General features: G+C 63.3%; 17 protein-coding genes and 4 tRNA genes. 8 read left to right on the top strand and 13 right to left on the bottom strand.

Going from position 1 to position 17,421, the window contains the following annotated elements; translation table 11 throughout:
• Positions 1–17: 17 nt before the first annotated feature.
• A complete protein-coding gene (locus AC5Y6X_RS03655; protein ID WP_499984578.1) occupies positions 18–632 on the bottom strand; it encodes a TetR/AcrR family transcriptional regulator in 615 nt (204 codons plus the stop codon).
• 67 nt (positions 633–699) lie between these two features.
• Here AC5Y6X_RS03655 and AC5Y6X_RS03650 point away from each other — a divergent pair, with 67 nt between their 5' ends.
• On the top strand, positions 700–1,734 hold the full coding sequence (locus tag AC5Y6X_RS03650) for an oxygenase MpaB family protein (protein WP_499985217.1): 1,035 nt from the start codon (positions 700–702) through the stop codon (positions 1,732–1,734).
• Positions 1,735–1,777: 43 nt separating this feature from the next.
• Here the strand turns inward: AC5Y6X_RS03650 and AC5Y6X_RS03645 are convergent, their stop codons facing one another.
• Together AC5Y6X_RS03645 and AC5Y6X_RS03640 are read right to left on the bottom strand one after the other, a co-directional pair.
• Entirely contained in the window at positions 1,778–2,155 is a 378-nt protein-coding gene (locus AC5Y6X_RS03645) for an ArsR/SmtB family transcription factor (RefSeq protein WP_499984575.1), read from the bottom strand.
• 35 nt (positions 2,156–2,190) lie between these two features.
• On the bottom strand, positions 2,191–2,691 hold the full coding sequence (locus tag AC5Y6X_RS03640; protein ID WP_499984572.1) for a nucleoside deaminase: 501 nt from the start codon (positions 2,689–2,691) through the stop codon (positions 2,191–2,193).
• Positions 2,692–2,776: 85 nt separating this feature from the next.
• Between AC5Y6X_RS03640 and AC5Y6X_RS03635 the strand changes: the two genes are divergently transcribed.
• Positions 2,777–3,676: an SAM-dependent methyltransferase gene (locus AC5Y6X_RS03635; protein WP_499984570.1), complete on the top strand. Its 900-nt coding sequence runs from the start codon at positions 2,777–2,779 to the stop codon at positions 3,674–3,676.
• Here the strand turns inward: AC5Y6X_RS03635 and AC5Y6X_RS03630 are convergent.
• The gene (locus AC5Y6X_RS03630; RefSeq protein ID WP_499984566.1) at positions 3,673–4,482 is read right to left on the bottom strand and encodes a TIGR04255 family protein; all 810 of its coding nucleotides are present in this window, start codon (positions 4,480–4,482) and stop codon (positions 3,673–3,675) included. The two genes, AC5Y6X_RS03635 and AC5Y6X_RS03630, sit on opposite strands and share 4 nt — an antisense overlap.
• Positions 4,483–4,573: 91 nt before the next feature.
• Positions 4,574–4,646, bottom strand: a tRNA-Lys gene (locus AC5Y6X_RS03625).
• 147 nt (positions 4,647–4,793) lie between these two features.
• Between AC5Y6X_RS03625 and AC5Y6X_RS03620 the strand changes: the two genes are divergently transcribed.
• From AC5Y6X_RS03620 to AC5Y6X_RS03610, 3 genes are all read left to right on the top strand, one after another.
• Positions 4,794–4,867: transfer RNA gene (locus AC5Y6X_RS03620), tRNA-Glu, on the top strand.
• Positions 4,868–4,898: 31 nt separating this feature from the next.
• Positions 4,899–4,975 (top strand) — tRNA-Asp (locus AC5Y6X_RS03615).
• Positions 4,976–5,001: 26 nt separating this feature from the next.
• Positions 5,002–5,078 (top strand) — tRNA-Phe (locus AC5Y6X_RS03610).
• Between the two features lie 32 nt (positions 5,079–5,110).
• Here AC5Y6X_RS03610 and AC5Y6X_RS03605 read toward each other — a convergent pair.
• The 5 genes from AC5Y6X_RS03605 to AC5Y6X_RS03585 all read right to left on the bottom strand — a co-directional run bounded on the left by AC5Y6X_RS03605 (position 5,111) and on the right by AC5Y6X_RS03585 (position 9,172).
• Positions 5,111–6,268 carry a tyrosine-type recombinase/integrase gene (locus tag AC5Y6X_RS03605; RefSeq protein WP_008263933.1) on the bottom strand — a complete coding sequence of 386 codons (1,158 nt, stop codon included), beginning with the start codon at positions 6,266–6,268 and terminating at the stop codon, positions 5,111–5,113.
• Entirely contained in the window at positions 6,269–6,502 is a 234-nt protein-coding gene (locus AC5Y6X_RS03600; protein WP_008263943.1) for a helix-turn-helix transcriptional regulator, read from the bottom strand. It abuts the gene before it with no gap.
• Between the two features lie 10 nt (positions 6,503–6,512).
• A complete protein-coding gene (locus AC5Y6X_RS03595) occupies positions 6,513–7,859 on the bottom strand; it encodes a hypothetical protein (RefSeq protein ID WP_020821580.1) in 1,347 nt (448 codons plus the stop codon).
• Complete coding sequence (locus AC5Y6X_RS03590; protein ID WP_008263947.1) at positions 7,856–8,278, bottom strand: hypothetical protein; 423 nt, start codon at positions 8,276–8,278, stop codon at positions 7,856–7,858. Before AC5Y6X_RS03590 ends, AC5Y6X_RS03595 begins: the two co-directional genes overlap by 4 nt.
• 99 nt (positions 8,279–8,377) lie before the next feature.
• Positions 8,378–9,172 carry a GntR family transcriptional regulator gene (locus AC5Y6X_RS03585; RefSeq protein WP_020821582.1) on the bottom strand — a complete coding sequence of 265 codons (795 nt, stop codon included), beginning with the start codon at positions 9,170–9,172 and terminating at the stop codon, positions 8,378–8,380.
• A gap of 79 nt (positions 9,173–9,251) precedes the next feature.
• Between AC5Y6X_RS03585 and AC5Y6X_RS03580 the strand changes: the two genes are divergently transcribed.
• Entirely contained in the window at positions 9,252–9,683 is a 432-nt protein-coding gene (locus AC5Y6X_RS03580) for an NUDIX hydrolase (RefSeq protein WP_008263949.1), read from the top strand.
• Positions 9,684–9,690: 7 nt separating this feature from the next.
• On the opposite strand, the gene AC5Y6X_RS03575 is transcribed toward AC5Y6X_RS03580, so the two are convergent.
• Complete coding sequence (locus tag AC5Y6X_RS03575; RefSeq protein WP_224097130.1) at positions 9,691–11,259, bottom strand: hypothetical protein; 1,569 nt, start codon at positions 11,257–11,259, stop codon at positions 9,691–9,693.
• 264 nt (positions 11,260–11,523) lie between these two features.
• Here AC5Y6X_RS03575 and AC5Y6X_RS03570 point away from each other — a divergent pair, with 264 nt between their 5' ends.
• Complete coding sequence (locus AC5Y6X_RS03570) at positions 11,524–11,970, top strand: DUF6188 family protein (protein WP_014710938.1); 447 nt, start codon at positions 11,524–11,526, stop codon at positions 11,968–11,970.
• A 28-nt stretch (positions 11,971–11,998) separates the two neighbouring features.
• Here AC5Y6X_RS03570 and AC5Y6X_RS03565 read toward each other — a convergent pair whose 3' ends face one another.
• Positions 11,999–12,895 (bottom strand): alpha/beta fold hydrolase, encoded by an 897-nt coding sequence (locus AC5Y6X_RS03565; RefSeq protein WP_014710939.1) that lies wholly within the window; start codon positions 12,893–12,895, stop codon positions 11,999–12,001.
• Positions 12,892–15,978, bottom strand: a complete 3,087-nt coding sequence (locus AC5Y6X_RS03560) for an MMPL/RND family transporter (protein ID WP_024636820.1) — start codon at positions 15,976–15,978, stop codon at positions 12,892–12,894. Before AC5Y6X_RS03560 ends, AC5Y6X_RS03565 begins: the two co-directional genes overlap by 4 nt.
• Positions 15,979–16,774: 796 nt before the next feature.
• On the opposite strand from AC5Y6X_RS03560, the gene AC5Y6X_RS03555 reads away from it, so the two are divergent.
• Positions 16,775–17,410 carry a TetR/AcrR family transcriptional regulator gene (locus AC5Y6X_RS03555; protein ID WP_014710941.1) on the top strand — a complete coding sequence of 212 codons (636 nt, stop codon included), beginning with the start codon at positions 16,775–16,777 and terminating at the stop codon, positions 17,408–17,410.
• The last annotated feature ends 11 nt before the right edge of the window (positions 17,411–17,421 follow it).

Genomic DNA, 17,421 nt, shown 5'->3' with positions numbered 1-17,421 from the left:
GCCCAGGAAGAAAACCGTCACTCGGATTGCCGCAGCTCAGGCGAGCGGACATAGGGGGCCGCGGTGTTGAACAGCAAGTTGACGCAGTAGTCGATGAATTCCTTGCGGCTGGCCCCGAGCTGACCGTTGAGGTAGGCGGTGAACAGGCTCGACAGGCCGCCGACCAGGCTCGTCGCAATCATTTTCTGCAGCACGGGATCGCCGATTCGCGAAAGCTTGCGCTGCAACAGCTCGATGAAATTGGGCATCCACTCCGCGCCGGACCGGGTCAGTATCGGCTCCACCGCCGGCGCCAGCAGCAGCACCCGGCCGCGCACCGGGTCGTCGACCATCAGCTCGACGAATTGCTCGACGGCTTCGCGGGGTGTCTTCGCCGAAGTGAGGGCGTCCATCGCCCGGGTGCACACGTCGTCGTAGACGGCGCGCACGAATTCGTCACGGTCGGAAAAGCTTTCGTAGAAGTAGCGTTCCGTCAGCGCGGCCTTGCGGCACACCGCCCGGACGGTCAGCGCGGGCCCACGGTCACTGCCCAGCAACTGCACGCCGGCGTCGATGAGGTTGTCGCGGCGGAGGGCGAGGCGACTCTCGAGGGGGACGCCGGTCCAGCGGCCCCGGCGTTGACCGGACTGCACATGCCTCCTAAGCTGAAAACTGACAACGCATGTAGTCAGAATTACCGATACCGGGGAATCCGTGACAGTGACTCAACATACGTCCGCAGCCTGCCCGCTGACCAGCGCCGCAGCCATTAGCGGCCCGAGCACGCAGGGCGGCGTGGCCGCCGGCTGCCCGGTGTCGCCGCTCGGCTACGACGCGCCGCCGACGCCGCTCGGGCCCGACTCCCTGACCTGGCGGTACTTCGGGGACTGGCGCGGCATGCTGCAGGGCCCCTGGGCGGGGTCGATGCAGAACATGCACCCGCAACTGGGCGCGGCGGTGATCGATCACTCGACCTTCTTCCGGGAGCGCTGGCCCCGGCTGCTGCGCTCGCTGTACCCGATCGGCGGCGTCGTTTTCGACGGCGAACGCGCGCCGGTCACCGGCGGCGAGGTCCGCGACTACCACACCAACATCAAGGGGGTCGACGATCAGGGTCGCCGCTACCACGCCCTGAACCCCGACGTCTTCTACTGGGCGCACGCCACCTTCTTCGTCGGCACGATCCATGTGGCCGAACGGTTCTGCGGCGGCCTGACCGAGGCGCAAAAGCGCCGGCTGTTCGACGAGCACATCGAGTGGTACCGGATGTACGGCATGAGCATGCGGCCGGTGCCGGCCTCCTGGGAGGAATTCCAGGCCTACTGGGACCACATGTGCCGCAACGTGTTGGAGAACAACGAGGCGGCACGCGCCGTGCTCGACCTGACCGAGCTGCCCAAACCGCCGTTCGCCCAATGGGTTCCGGACTGGATGTGGGCCGCGCAACGCAAATTGCTGGCGCCGTTCTTCGTGTGGCTCACCGTCGGCCTCTACGATCCGCCGGTGCGCGAGCTGATGGGCTACCGCTGGTCACGCCGCGACGAATGGCTGCACCGCCGCTTCGGCGACCTCGTTCGCCTGGTTTTCGCCGTGGTGCCCAGCCGATTCCGAAAGCACCCGCGGGCCCGCGCCGGCTGGGACCGCGCCGCGGGCAGAATCCCGTCCGACGCCCCGTTGGTGCAGACGCCCGCGCGTAACCTTCCGCCGGTGGACGAGCGCGACGACCCGAAGCACTACTGCCCGGCGGTCTCCTGAGCTTACGTTTGCGAGCAACCCGTGCGCGTGGAATGCGTTGTGATTACCGGCCTTTCGCGCCGACCGCCTTCAGGTCACCGTCACCGCGGTGATGGCGCGGAACCCCGGGACCGGCGTGCTCGGCGTTGAAGACTGCATCGATGACGAGCTGGCGGATGTGGTCGTTCTCCAGGCTGTAGAAGATGGTGGTGCCCTCGCGACGGGTGCGCACCAGACGTGCCATCCGCAGCTTCGCGAGGTGCTGGGAGACCGACGGCGCCGGCTTGCCCACGTGCTCGGCGAGTTCGTTGACCGACATCTCGCGATGCGTCAGCGACCAGAGCACCTGCACGCGGGTGGCGTCGGCCAGCATCCGGAAGACCTCGACCACCAGGCCGGCCTGGTCGTCCGGCAACCGGTCTTCACCATTACCTGCATGCATACGCAGATGGTAGCCGGAACGGCGGTGGGCCTGATTCAGGTCGTCGGGACGACCGTGGACCGGGCCTGGCCGCCGTTGCGCTCGTTCCACAACCGGTAGACCTCCACCGCGCCGTCCCGGGGTTCGTAGCGCATCGGCAGGCGCCGCTGGTCCCAACTCTTGGCGAACTCGTCGTAGAACGACGAGACCTCGAAGTATTTGCGGTCATCGAGGTAGTACGGCTCGTAGGACTCGCGGGTGGTCAGGAAGACGACCTCCTTGGGCGAGCAGTAGTACAGGGAGCCCAGGCACATCGGGCACGGGTGAGCCAGCACGTAGATGGTGGCGTCGACCAGGTGCTCGGTGCCCAGCTTCGTGCACGCCTCCCGGATGGCCAGGATTTCCGCGTGGGCGGTCGGGTCGTTGGTCTGGGCCGCCTTGTTGGCGCTCTCGGCGAGAACGCGGCCGTCGTTGACGATCACCGTCGCGAACGGACGACCGCCCTCGGCGACGTTCTGGCGGGCCAGGTCGATCGTTCGCTGCGCGAAGTCGGTCACAGCTCGCAGGGTAGTCCCGGACGGGCCGGAAGCATCGTGTTAACTAGACTGTCTATATTGTTTGAGCTTCGGGATGAGGGAATGCATGGCGCGCACCGATAGCGATCGTTGGGACCTCGCGACGAGCGTCGGGGCGACGGCGACCATGGTCGCCGCCCAGCGGGCGCTGTCCTCCGACGCGAAGTACATCGACGACCCGTACGCGGCGCCGTTGGTGCGGGCGGTCGGCATCGACGTCTACGTCCGGTTGGTGAACGGCCAGATCCCGGTGGGCGGGGATTCCGAGTTCGATCCGCAACGAATGGCCCGGGGAATGGCCTGCCGCACCAGGTTCTACGACCGGTTCTTTCTGGACGCGGCGCGAGGGGGCGTCGGGCAGGCGGTGATCCTGGCGGCGGGTCTCGACGCGCGCGCCTACCGGCTGCCCTGGCCGGCGGGCACGGTCGTCTACGAGGTCGACATGCCGGAGGTGATCGAGTTCAAGACGCTGACGCTGGGCGATCTCGGCGCCGAGCCGACCGCCGAGCGACGCACCGTTGCCGTCGATTTGCGCGACGACTGGGCCGCCGCGCTGCAGGCGGCGGGATACGACCCGCAGGCGCCCGCGGCCTGGAGCGCCGAGGGATTGCTGTTGTACCTGCCGGATGACGCCCAGGACGCGCTGTTCGACAACATCACCGCGCTGAGCGCTCCCGGCAGCCGGCTCGCATTCGAATTCGTGCCTGACACAGCCGTTTTCGCCGACGAGCGGTGGCGCGCCCACCATGACCGGATGAGTGAGCTCGGGTTCGAAATCGACTTCAACGAGCTCGTCTATCACGGCCAGCGCAGCCACATCATCGACCACCTGAACCGGCGCGGGTGGCAGACCTCGACCCAGACGGTCAGGGAGCTGCACGCGGCCAACGGCTTCACCTATCCCGACGACGACGTCGCCGCGGCGTTCGCCGACGTGACGTACACAGGCGCGGAACTCAGCCCTTAGGAGCGGAGCAGGTCGTCCTGCGGGCGCCCGACGAGCATCTCCTGAAACACGGCCCGGGCCGGTTCGTAGAGGTCCTGAAAGGTGCCCAGCACCGCGTCCCGGTTGTACTCGGGTATCGAGCCGACCGGCGTCCAAAAGCTGTCGATGTCCAGCAGGAAAAACGGCCCGGGCTGCACCGGTATCGTCCGGCGCAGGTGGTAATTCGGGTCAAGCGCCTGACCCAGGCCCGGCCCGTAGCGCACGATGATCGACTTGCCCGGTTGCGCTTCGCGGTAGACCGCGGCGCCCTGCCACTCGGTCAATGTCAGGCCGCCGGGTGCGACGTGCTGGGGCCCCAGCAGCGGCTCGGCGATCCAGTTTGCCCACTCGATGCGGCCGTCCGCGCCCACGGGGACCCGGACTTCGAGGACGTAGCGCAGGCCGATGCGCTCCACGCCCACGATCGACGAGACCTGGGAGCGGGCGTCCATGACCCGCATTGTGACGTCGACCAGCGACTCGAAGCTGGTGTAGGCGGTGGTCTCGACGACCAGCGCCTGGGTCTTCATCGAGGCGGCGAGCGTGTTGTCGCGGTTGACGAAACGGGCGAACCGCTCCGCGGTGGGTGTCGGGCTTCCACCGGCGCCCATCGCCCACGCCATGTCCTGGGCCTGACGTTCGATCGGCAGGTATTCGAAGAGCAGATTCCTCAGCTCTTTGCTCGACGACTCGGTCAGGGAATCCGTTGCGGGGTGACGGATTTCCATGGTTACCAGGGCTACGGGGGCGTTTGGGTAGGCCGCATCGCCGCTCATCCTGCGAAGCATAGCCAAGCGGGTCGTCGGCTACACCCCGGCCGCGTCGGGTGCCCTTCCACCGCCGCCGGCGCCCGATTTCCTCAGGTCACGCGGCTTTCGGTGCCCCCACTAGGACTCGAACCTAGGACCTGCGGATTAAAAGTCCGTAGCTCTACCAACTGAGCTATAGGGGCCGCGAAGAATCAGGATACTGGGTTCGAAACGGCCCTCGAACGGCGCTCGAACGGCGCTCGTTTGAGGATTCTGCCCGCGGTAACCTAAGCTGGCGTGGCTCCCAACGGTAACTGCGTTGCGAGTGCCCCCGGAGAGATTCGGTTCTGGCCCCCTTCGTCTAGACGGCCTAGGACGCCGCCCTTTCAAGGCGGTAACGCGGGTTCGAATCCCGTAGGGGGTACGTGCGACGCGGTGACGCGGAGCAGCAGCAAGGCCCTGTGGCGCAGTTGGTTAGCGCGCCGCCCTGTCACGGCGGAGGTCGCGGGTTCGAGTCCCGTCAGGGTCGCCAGCGCGGCGAGGCACTAGCTGCCTTCCGGCCAGGTAGCTCAGTCGGTATGAGCGTCCGCCTGAAAAGCGGAAGGTCGGCGGTTCGATCCCGCCCCTGGCCACCAGTCTTGAGCTGCACGGACGCGGTGATGGCACTCTATGGATGGTTCGGTGTGTCCGGTTCCTGTCCGTTCGCCCGGTTTTTGGCGACGTCCTGAAGCCGGTCGAGATTCGTGGCTACGTGGTCGAGTTCGTCTGAATAGAGGTCGCTGTAGATGTTCGCGGTGACGGTCGGCGTCGAGTGCCCCATCGTCTTCTGGACGTAGCGGAGGTCGGCGCCGGAGGCCCGGGCCAGGCTGGCGTAGGTGTGGCGCAGGTCGTGAATCGTCAGCGGCACCAGTCCGGTTTTCTTTAGGGCTTCGTTCCAGTCGGTATGCCGGCGCCAGTTGTTTGATCTGAGGAACCCGCCATTTGGCGAGGTGATTGCATGTTCTGTGGGCGCGCGATTATCGATCCTTGGTTTGAGCGCGTCGATGACGATTTGGGGGAGTGGGACGGTTCGGGCGGCGGCGCGAGTTTTTGGCGGCCCGACGATGATCCGGCCTTCCACTTCTGGCGCGGCCTGGCGGACATAGAGCCGACGCGCAGTTAGGTCGATGTCGCCGACCCGCAGGCCGACGAGTTCGGACCAGCGCAGGCCGGTGAAGGCGAGGATGATCACCACGTCGCCGTGGTCGCCGCATGCGGCTGCCAGGGCGGCGACTTCGGTGGCGGTCAGATAGCGGTGGCGTTCTCGGGTGGGTATCCGCCCGGATGACACCCCGTCAGCCGGGTTGCTGTGGATTCGACCGTCCTCGCGCGCCATGTCGAGAATCGACCGCAGCAGCCGCAGCGTGGCGAGTTTGGCCCAGGGACCGACGGTCATGGAATCGATGAATTGCTGTATATCCTTTCGGCTGATTTCATCAACCGGGACGTGGCCGAAACGCGGACTGATGCGTAGTTCCCAATGCTGGGTGTAGCCGCTCCAGGTCTTGGGCGACACTGCGGGGCGTTTCAACGCGCTGTATTGCGTCCAGACAGCGGCGAGTTTGGCCCGGCCAAGTCGGGGGTCGAAGCGTCTGGCGCCGATCGCCGCTTCGCCATCCCGGTCGGCCTTGAATGCCCGCGCTTCTCGCAAGGTGGCGAACGTCGACGACGTCTCAGCCCATCCCGACGGGGAGTCTGAATCACGCACCAGGTAGCGCACTTGATAGCGCGGCAGACCGGCCGAATTGATCCGCTTTCGGATACCGCGCGGGACCGATCCGGCCACTTAGCGACGCACCTTACGAAGCCATGCGCGGACTTCAGCTGCGTCCCAACGTCTTACGCGATCAGATAGCGTGTAGCAGGGCGGTCCCACGTCTGCGCCGTGTTCGCGCAATGCGCCCCATCGACTCACCGTCGCAGCGGACACGCCAAGCAGCTCGGCCACCTGCTCCGCTGTTAGAAGCTCTGGAAAGGTCGCTGTCGCGGTGGCGCTGGTTTTGATGCCGAGGGTTGTCATGCCGATGTCCTCAGTTCTCTGCTGAACCAGCGCGACTTGAGCTTGTAGGCCCGTATTCTTGTGCGACAGAACGGATTAGCGAATCGGGCCAGAAGTCGGCGCGTACTCGCATCGTTGACCCGTCTTCGGCGATGACGTATCCGGTACCAGGCTCATTTGGGTTGATCCGATGCGCGGGGGCGGCGTCGGCGAGGCCGTCACCCAAGACCATGGCGACTTCGTCGCGTGAGCGCAGCCGCAGTGCGACGGTTTGGGTGAACAACCCGCGCATGGGCAGAATCTCCTTGCGAGGGTCCTGCATGAATGCGGCGACCACGATGCCTACAGCCCTACCCTTTGTCAGGATGCGTGAGAGTGAGCCCGCAACTTGCTTCCTCAGTGCCGCGTCCGTCATGTATGCGGTCAAGCCCGCGAATTCATCGATGAGCAGCACGACGAGCGGTTCGGCGGTGCTCGGTGTGTGCGAACGCGCTCGGCCGGCCATCCTGCGACCGCGGCTGTCTAGTAGCTCCTCCAAGTTGGTCAGCAGTCTCGCGGCGTTGGCCTCGGTCGTCGCAATGCCGCTGAATAGTGCAGACCCGACTGACACTTCGATCCCGTACTTGAGATCCACGGCGAACAGCCGCACGGTTCCCGCCTTGATGGCTGGGCCTAATCCGCCTGCAATGCCCCAAAAAACGGAGCCCTTGCCCGCACCCGAGCACCCAACAGTGAGGGTGTGCAGGCCGGCGACGCGCAGAGTCCATGCCGACCCATTCTCACGCCGGCCGACCTCGACGCCCGTCGGCTCGACGCTGGTTGGGAATGCAGCGGTCTCTGCCTCTGAAAGGCATTGTTTCATAACGAATTCCACGCGAACCGTGCCGGGGCCGATCAGTGTCGAGCGGGCGGAATGCGCCCCGACAGCGTCACGAATTGCGGGGACCGCGTTTTCGAGGTCGTCCACCGTCTGGCCGGTCCGTGTTCGGACTGTCATCCGTAGGCAGTCGCCGAACATGCTCACCCCGAGAAGGCGAGGATGAGTCCAAACTGTCCTCGTCCTGCTCTTGCCCTGTGCGTCCGTGCGTGTGACGTGCTCGGGAGTCGACAACCCGCAGGCCTTGGCAACCCGTGGCCAGGAGATCGATGCCCAGATCAGCCATCGGGCCCGACATGCTGGTGTTGCAACATAACGCCCAAATGTGGCGGGGGAACGCACTCTCCAAACGACGAGCGAAACGGCGACCACGCCGATCACCGCAATGAGCCACATGGCGCCGACCGCCAGCAGGTGCGTGAGGTCAAAGAAGTCGATGCCGGCGTCGGGATCTGGAATCGAATACGGATCGCTAGGTACTACGGGGTCGTACGGACTCATGCTGACACCCGGTCTCCCGCTGAGGACCCCGCCTTGCCGGTGTCCGCAGTCATACCCGAGGCCCGAAACGACCACGCGATGCGGCCGGATTCGCTCGAACGGTCTACGTACGGCAATATGTATAGTTCCTCGAAAATCACTGGTGTGAAGGGCATTCCGGCAGTGTTCGGTGGGCACACAGGCTGCTTGGGCGTTGCGAACTTGACGGTGAGAGTGCGCGCTCGCTTACTAGCTGTCGGGTCGCCGTCGAGGACTTCGACCTGCCACAACGGAGCGCCTGATTCTCGATCAGTCGCCTGGACCTTGTTGTCCTTCGTCGACCGCTCGTAATCGATCACCGCCGTCACGTCGGACACCACAAACGCTTTGCGTGGGAAAACCTGCTGGTGTGACACCTTGAGCCATTTCGGCACAGACATTTGTCGACCTTTCATGAGAACTGCTCTAGACAAGTTGAGGTTACATAGTCGTCTAGAGGAGTGCAACGGTCGACGCCCAGTTGATCGAAGACTTTGGGCTCAGCGGGCCGGGAACTCGTATTCGAGCAGGTAGGCGGAAGCAACTTTCACCGTGTCGCAGACCTCAACCGCCACGTCATTCGCGTCATATGCGGTTCGCAGCACTGTCAATACGGGAACGCCTGGTTCGAGTTCCAGTTGCCGCCGTTCTTCGGGAGTGGGCATTCGGGCTGCGACCTCCTCGGTGAAGTGACCGAGTACGTGGCCATTCTCTTCCAGTCGGGCGTAGATGCCCCCGGGCCCAGTGTCCACCTGCTCGATCCTCGTGCCTTCGGCGAAAGCAGCCGGGATGAAGGAGACCGCCGTTTCAACCGGTCGGCCATTCGCCAGGTAGCGGCGCGATCGCACGACGATGTCATCGTCCGGTGATAATCGAAGTCGTTCCGCTACAAACGAATTCGGCTTCTCGCGGCTCACCGCAATATTGTCGACTTGCGGCGAGTAACCCGATTTCTCGGCCTCGACGGTAAACGCCGCCTTGCCTGCCGCGCGATGCTGTCGCGCGAATCGATCCGACGCGAGCCGGCGGATGGGGGGCGTCGGGCGAATAAACACCCCGCGGCCATGCTGCGAGACGACCAGTCCCTCGGAACGAAGCTCCTGCACAGCTTGTCTTACCGTCATGCGTGCCACACCGAAATGCTCGATAAGTTCCGTCTCAGACGGCAGTCGTTCCCCGGGAGCTAGCCGGTTGGAACGGATCGCTTCTCGCAACATGCCCGCGATCTGCCGATATGGCGGCTTGTCATCGGCTCTGTCGATTTGTCCAAGTTGCAGCACCCGCTGGCCTTCCATCACATGTCTAGACGACTAGTCTAGGAAGCCAGTCAACCCGTGTCTCTTCTGCCGGCATCGAACAAGGAGGACCCCAGAAATGGCAACCTCGCCTAAGCACTCGGTCAGTGTCGCCGGCATCGTAGTGCGTGACGATGATCGCGTTCTCGTGATCAGGCGGGACGACAACGGCCACTGGGAAGCCCCTGGTGGTGTACTCGAACTAGGCGAATCTTTTGAGGACGGTGTTCGGCGCGAAGTCCTTGAGGAAACCGGATTGACGGTGAAGGTAGAACGTCTCACCGGCGTTTACAAGAACCTGACCCATGGGATTGTCGCTCTGGTCTACCGCTGCCATCCGGCCGATGGGGACACTCACCCCACTGCGGAAGCCCGCGAGGTTCGTTGGATGACAAGGGAGGAAGTTCAGTCAGCGATGAATCCTGCATTCGCGGTGCGTGTACTGGACGCGTTCGACGAAGAAACTCATTCGCGGGTCCATGACGGCGTCAACCTCGTGTCGGGCTGCTAGGGGTCCACTACACGCTGTCCGGATGTAATCCGAACAGTGCTTGATAGAACACTGCTCGCTTTGGGGGCGCTGGCTCGACCTCGCCCGGACGAGCCTGCACGCATCCCAGGAACGCACTAGACGACGGCGCATTCGCCGGTTTGTTCCGGACGATAAGTTTCGTGAACGCTTCGATGTACTCGAGCGCCGCTCGGATGAGGGTGAAACCGGTTGTCGCAAGGTCGGCCACCATTGACGAACCGGTAAAGGGCGAAACAGGTTCGGTCTGCCACACTCCCAGCGCGTCGTAGTGGTGCTGAGTCATCTCATTGTCGGCACCGAGGGCTAACTCGGGAATCACACTGAGATTCAGCGCCACGTTCATCGTGTTGCCGTAGCTGCGGCCAGGGTGGGTGTCGACGGCAAGAACGCCATCGTGGATGTGATTCCTCAACTGCTTGCAGAGCCACGCATACACCCGCAGGCGCGTCACGTCACCCAAAAGTGACTGGTCGTACTGCGTTCGCACTTCCTTGTCGATGAAGGTCCGCGAGTCGAGTGATCCCCGAGCCTTTTTCCGATCAACTGACGGGTCGACCATCGCTTGGTAAGCACGCCCGAAAATATCGAAAACTGCTGCAAGATAGAGTAATTCACGGTCAAAAGCTTCAGCGGTAGCCTCGGCAACATCTTCGTTCCGCTTCCCGTCCAGCGGGTTCGACAGCGCGGCCAGCAGATCGTCGAACGCGCGCGCTGCACGTCTCAGGCGGATGCGAACCGACGTGAATGCCTCTGCGGCCTCAGGTCCACCTTTAGCGGCAGCCGCAAACATTGAAGCGGCATCGAAGTATGGCAATCCGCTGACCGTGCCCCAGTCGTAAAGATTGACGATGGTCGCAGTCGACTCCGTCGTCTCCCAGCTTCCGCCACCCACCAACATGCCGCGCTCGACCGTCACAACCGGATTGCTAGTCACCCGCAAGTAGTGACCGATGAGTGGTACAGCCGCGTCGGGTGTCACGCTGACGACCACATCGTTGTCGGCGACATCTGTTCGTCCCGCAGTGGGGGCGGTGGTGACGATGGCATCGATGCCAACAGCCCCGGCGGCGGCAGCATAGGCAGCTGCACGATGTCGCTGATCGAGCGTCAACGGGGGGAGGCCGTCCGGCGCATCGTGCTCATCGAGCTGCTGGTACGCGGCGAAGAACCGAGCCTTGGACCAGGCACGGTAGCTCTCGCCACGAGCGGTGCTGACGGAGAACTCGGCCGCGTCGCAGAACTTGCCTGCGTCAGCTACGTTCGTGAAATTGACGGTGTGGCAAGGCGGTTCATCGAGCAACTCGGTCCACCCGCTCGGAGCTTCCGTTGCCGCCGGGATCAATAGGTGCACCTCGATCTCGTCGCGCGTCAGGAACCCGGTGATGTAGCCCTCCTCCGGCGGCTCCGCGATGGTCCCGACATCAATGCCCAGCCGCACCGGGCGCGTTGCCGGCCTCAATGGGTACAGAGGCTCCAACTTCGAGTCTCTCGTCGGCGGCCGAACGTAGCGCATGAAGCGCCAGTTGGGCCGGCCGGATGGGATGGTGATCGCCATATTGGGATGGTCGCACTTGGGGATGACAACTCAGATCGGTCCGTAGTGTTCGCATTCCGACGACTGCATGCATACGGCAGGTCAACCGACCGCAGCCACACCAGAGCCGCACGGCAGGGGAGGCGCGCGAGCGCATTGATCGAGGTTTGCAGCGCATTCTTGATGCATGGAACGCCCGCGATAGCGCATAGGAATACTAATAGTATCGTTGCGCTACTATCGGTAGCATAGATGGGACTCACCGACGCGTCGAAGGGGGCGGTTATGCACACGCAATGGATTGAGCAATGCACCGTTCAGCGAGTCTCGCTGCACGAAGGGCTCATACTCGACCTCGACGGTTACAACGAATTGGTGATTTCCCGACCGCTGCGACTGACCCTCCCGCCGGCAGGAGCCTGGCCGTCGGATGAAGTGTTGATCGACCCCATCAACCTTTCGCCCGAGGAGCGGCCACTGTTGGACCTTGCCGGAGCGATCTGCACGCGCGCCTGGTGCGACGACGACGGGGCCTTACATCTCTGTTTCTCCCCCGGCCACCGCATCGACGTCGACCCGGATGTAGCGGCGACCTCGTGGGAACTCTATGGCAAGTGTCACGGATACGTGGCGTGTCTGCCGCGAGGTCGCGTCCGAGCGATTCGGCACGACCTTCCTGTCGACGAGAATGACTCAGACGCAACACAACCCAAAGCCATGGCACATCAGTAGCCCGGGTGGCTGAAGACTCGCTGGATGCTTATGTCAGGGTCCTCATGGCGCGGTCGAGGAAGTCGGTAACCGCGGCGGTGAACGCGTCGTTGTTGTCGCCGGCAACCATGTGACCGGTGCCGGTGACGTCCGTCGTTTCGGCGTGCCTGACGAGCTGGCGGAATTCGCTGACGGTTTCCTGGGAGACTACGTCTGAAAGTGCCCCGCGTACCAACAGCGTTGGGGCCGTGATTCGACGTGCTCCTTCGGCGAGGAATCCGCTGATGGCGTCGAACTCCTCGCTGCCCGTCATGAGATTGCCTTGGAGGACATCGAAGTTGGAGCTGATGAAGGCCGGGTCCCAGCGCCAGATCCATCGGCCATCGCTACGTTGGCGCAGAACCTTGTGCAGGCCGTCGAGATTTTCGGGTCGCGCGCGGCGTGGGTTGTATTCGGCGATGACATCGGCGGCATCATTGAGCGTGCCGAATCCGTCGGGGTGTCCGGCCATGAATGACAGGATGCGACGGGCCCCATGAAATTCCATTCGCGGGGTGATGTCGACCAGGACAACGGCTGCCCAGAGGTCGGGTGGGGCCAGCAGATGGGTAGCGAGGATGATCAGCCCACCCAGCGACGCGCCGACGACGGCGGGGGGACTGTCGGCGCTGACGTGTCCTCGTACCGAGATCAGATCGGACACAAACCGTTCGATGTCATATTGTCCGCTCGGGTCCCAGTCGCTGTCGCCGTGACCTCGTGTGTCGTAGGCGACGACGGTGTAGCCGTGGGAATAGAGTCGACGGGCGGTGGTGGCCCACGCGTGACGGTTCTGGCCGCCGCCATGGAGCAGCAACACGACGGGGTGAGTCGCGGCGTGCCGGTAGCAATCGGCCACGAGAGTGATCCCGTCGCTGGTGCGGATGCGCTCTCGGCCAATTGTCATGTGGTCCGGTGTGGTCGGCCGTTGTGAGTCGAGGATTTCCGTTGCGGCCACCAGCTGGCCTCGCGCAGGAGCGTAGCGATCGCGGGCACCGTGAGGGTGCGAACGACGAAGGTGTCGAGTAGTAGGCCGCAGCCGACGATGAATCCGACTTGGATCATGATTCCGACAGAGCCGACCATCAGGCCGAACATACTCGCGGCGAAGATGAGCCCGGCTGAGGTGATGACTGAACCGGTGTTTGCGACCGTGCGTAGCACGCCGACGCGAATGTTGTGAGCGGATTCTTCGCGTAACCGCGAGATCAGCAGCATGTTGTAGTCGGCGCCGACGGCGACCAGGATGATGAACGCCACAAGCGGTACGGGCCAGGCGATTTCCTTACCCAGGCCGTATTGGAAGACGAGCGTCCCAATGCCCAGTGCCGCGCCATAGTTGAGTACGACCGTACCGAGGAGGTAGAGCGGGGCCAGCAAGGCACGCAGGAGAAGGACAAGGATCACTCCGACGATGACGAGCGTGGCGATCGCCAGCAGATGAAAGTCGGCCGACAGCAGGCGCTGAATATCGGAGTTGACGGCGGGGAAACCGGCCATCGATATCGTGGCGTTGGCCAGGGAGGTGTTCGGGCGTGCGGCCCCGGCAACTTCGGTGATTTTCTGAGCGAGATCCATCGCTTGGCTGCTGTAGGGGTTGTAGCTCGATTCGATCGCGAAGCGGGCGGTCTTGCCATCGGCCGACATAAAATGTTTTGCCACATCGGCGAACTGGCGATTCTCGAAGGTGTTGGCGGGCAGGTAAAAGCCGCTGGCGTTGTCCGAACCGGCGCTGGACCGCGCGGAATTTTGTAATTGGGTGGCGACCTGACTCATGCCGGACAACATTTCGATGTTGCTGTCGGCAAGGGTGTGCACGCCGGTGGCCAGGGCTTGTGCACCCGACGCGAGCTGGCTGATGCCGTTTTGGAGGCGGCGGATATTGCCGGCCATGTCGGCGGGATCGCCGAGTGCTCCGAAAGCCTTGTTCAGCGAGGTGACCGTGCTCTGCAGATCTGCTACGGTGCCCGCCGCATTGTCGCTGCCCGGCTGGTACATGTCGCCCAGGTTGGCGAGCTGGCTGAAAAAGCCGCCATCGCGCAAGGTCACCAGAATCTGCACCTGATCGCGGATCTGGGCACACTCGGGTGTGGTGGCACACCACGGGGAGGTGTTGAGCGCACCAACCAGCGGATCGATCGTGGCGATCGCGTTTTGGGCTTGTTGAGCTTCTTGACGCAGTCCCGGCCCGGTTCGGATCGCTTGATCGATGGTTGGTGTGGTAGCCGAAAGTTGCTGCAGCAGAGGGCGAAAGTGTTGAAATTGCGATCCGCTGGACTGGGCTTGGGTAAGGACCGCGGTCAGCGGTGTCAATGCCGTGCGCAGGGTGGTGTCAAGTTGCGCCAGGCCGCCGGCGAGTTGGTCGGCGCCACTGGTGAGTTTGGCCAGGTCGTCCTTATGGGCGTCTCCCTTGGCGACCGCGCCGGCCATCTTGTTGCCGATCTGGCCGTTTTGCCACGAGAGCTGTGCCTGATCGAGGCGTGCACCGGTGGGCCGAGTGACACCGGAAACCTTGGTGACGCCCGGCAATTGCGACACTCGAGACGCCATTTCATCTAGGTCGGCTAGGCCTTTACTGGTGCGCATATCTGTGGGTGATTCGACGACCATGAACTGTGTGATGACGATATCTTTGCGGAAATGCCTATCCAGCAAGCGATAGCCCTCATTGCTGGTGGTCGTCGCCGGCTGTCCTTGCCGATCGTCGTAGCTGATGTGCATAGTCAGCGCGACAGCCGCGAGGCCTAATACAAGTGCCAGGCTGGCGGCCAGCAGTGGGGCGGGTCGGCGGACCACGGCCACGGCGATCCAGTTCCAGTATCGGCGCGTGCGGTCAGCTTTGGGTTCGCCAATGCCATGTTTCGCGGCAAGCGCCAATACCGGAGGAAACAACGTTACTGTAGCTGCGACTCCGACAAAGACAGCGATCGCGCACGCCGGGCCTAATGCGCTAAATACGCTCAGCTTCGCAAAGACCAAGGATAGAAACGCAAACGCCACAGTCGCGGCGGAAGCCATGATCACCCGCCCGATGGTGGCGGTTGCGTTAATCACAGCCAGGTCAGCCGAAATCATCTGGCGGCGCTGCTCGTGATACCGGCTGATCAGAAACACGGAATAATCGGTGCCGGCACCCAACAAGATGGCAGTCATGAACGCAATCGTGAATTGCGACACCGGCATTCCTGATTCGCCCAGCGCCGAGAGCACCCCGCGCCCGACCGCCAGGCTCACACCGATCACGAGCAATGGCAGCAACGCGGTAACTAGTGACCGATAGATGACCAGCAAAATCACCGCGATCAGACCGGCTGTCACGATGGAGATGCCAATCAAATCCTGCTCAGCCGAATCGATTAGATCGCTGAATGTCGCGGGAGGTCCGGTTACACGAACGATCGTGGACGTACCGCTAAACGACTCGGCGACAATAGCGCGCACCGCCCGAACGGATTCCGCCGCTCTAGGATCGCCGAGCGTGCCAGCTACCCCGACCGGCACATACCACGCCTTGCCATCCTGGCTCATCGCCTGACCCGCAGTAACGGGGTCGGCTAACAGATCCTGAACCAGTCGCACGTGCTGGGAGTCGGCACGCAACCGCGAAACCATCGTTTTGTAGCGCTGACGCACCGGCGCAGTCAGGCCCGTCGGGTCCTCGAATGCAACAAAGACGGTGGTCTTGGACCCCTGCTCGCCGAATGCCGTGCCCATCCGGTCAACCGTCTGCAGCGATGGAGCATCAGGGGGGACCAGATTCACCGACTGCTGTTTCACAACGGTTTCCAGCTGGGGGAACAGCATCGCCAGGACGCCGGCGGTCACCACCCACGCCCCGATGACCAGCACCTTATGTCGGATGCTGAACCCCGCCAGGCGAGCTAGTCGATCACTGTATGCGCCCTCGCCCGCCGCGACCTTGCGAAGTTGCTCCCGAACTGGGCGACTCAGCGTCGCCACCCCCGAGGAAACCCACCCGTTGTCCGCCATCCCCCACCTCCGTTATCCCAAAAGAAACTAACGGTGTCGGAACAGTACCGCTAGTACCCTTTCGCTTCGTCGCCGAAACCGCGACAGGCGTGCACCCGTCGACCGCTACCGCACTACTCACCTGGATTGGCCCGAGAGCACCCCGCAGGCGACGGACCAGCATTTCGCGCCTGGCGCGACGTGCCCCTCGGCGCGCAGGTTGATTGACCGTGACGACGCACCGTCGCCGAAATTCTGAAAGGTTCATGAACGCCGCAGACGAAAAGCCAGCCGGGAAGTTAGCCTGGTGGGATCGTCGTGCACGTGGTTGTACATTTCCCGGTTCATCAAATTGTCGTCCAGGTATGAGCAGTAGCGAGGCGGGTAATGCCGAGGACGAACGCGGTCTTGGTCCGGCGGCGTTCGGTGGATGTCACTGGTAATGGTGCGGCCGCTGAGCCTGAAACCGCGAGCCGCACTCATCCACACTTGGGTCCTGGTTAGCGCAAGCAGCGCATTCATCGCAGAACGCCATCCTCGGCGTGTGCGAGTCCCTGCCGCACAAGTTGGGAGGGTTCGTGGGATGGCCTCATGAACCGACATGCCAGCCGTGCATTGGTGGCCTTTTGGACCACGGGTTGTTCGAGCCGTTGCCTGATCACGAATCCCCCTACTACGCACAAACCCCTACGAATAACTGTACTATTGGTAGCGCTATGCTACCAACAGTAGCGTTAGTTGGGTAGTGGCTGGATCAATCGCCAATGCAGATGCGATTCGGTGCGGGCCAGGTATGCGTAGGGTTTACGGTGACCATATGGAGCGCGACGGTTTTGACATGCCGGTCGACGACGATGTCGATCCGCGCCTGGTGCGCTCCCGGACCCGGCTATTAGATGCAGCCACCAAACTCCTCAGCGCCGGCGGGATTGAAGCCGTCACCATAGACGCGGTCACCAAGGCCTCTAAAGTTGCGCGCACGACCCTCTATCGCCACTTCAGCAGCTCCACTCAACTACTGGCCGCCACATTTGAACGGCTGCTGCCGCAGGTTCACCTTCCGCCGGCGACGGGATCGTTGCGCGACCAACTCATCGAACTGTTGAGCCGACAGGCCACGCTGTTCCAGGAGGCGCCGCTGCACGTCACCACACTGGCTTGGGTCGCGCTTGGCCCAACATCAAACAGCACTCAGGAGACCTACGATCGGCACGCGCTGCGGACCCGGATCATCGAGCAGTATCGCCAGCCGTTCGATCTACTTTTGCAAAGCCCCGAAGCCTGCGCCGACCTCGATGAATTCGACCCCGAGCTGATCCTGTGCCAACTCGTGGGGCCGGTCGCCTTCGCGCGCCTCACCGGGCTGCGTGCCATCGATCGTCAAGACTGTGAGCGCATCGTCGATGACTTCCTCGCCGCGCACCGCCGCAAGGTCGACGAGCCCGCATCGTAGTGATCCCGCTC

It is taken from the genome of Mycobacterium sp. NGS26, assembly GCF_059813025.1.
This window is presented reverse-complemented; position numbering and strand designations above follow the sequence as displayed.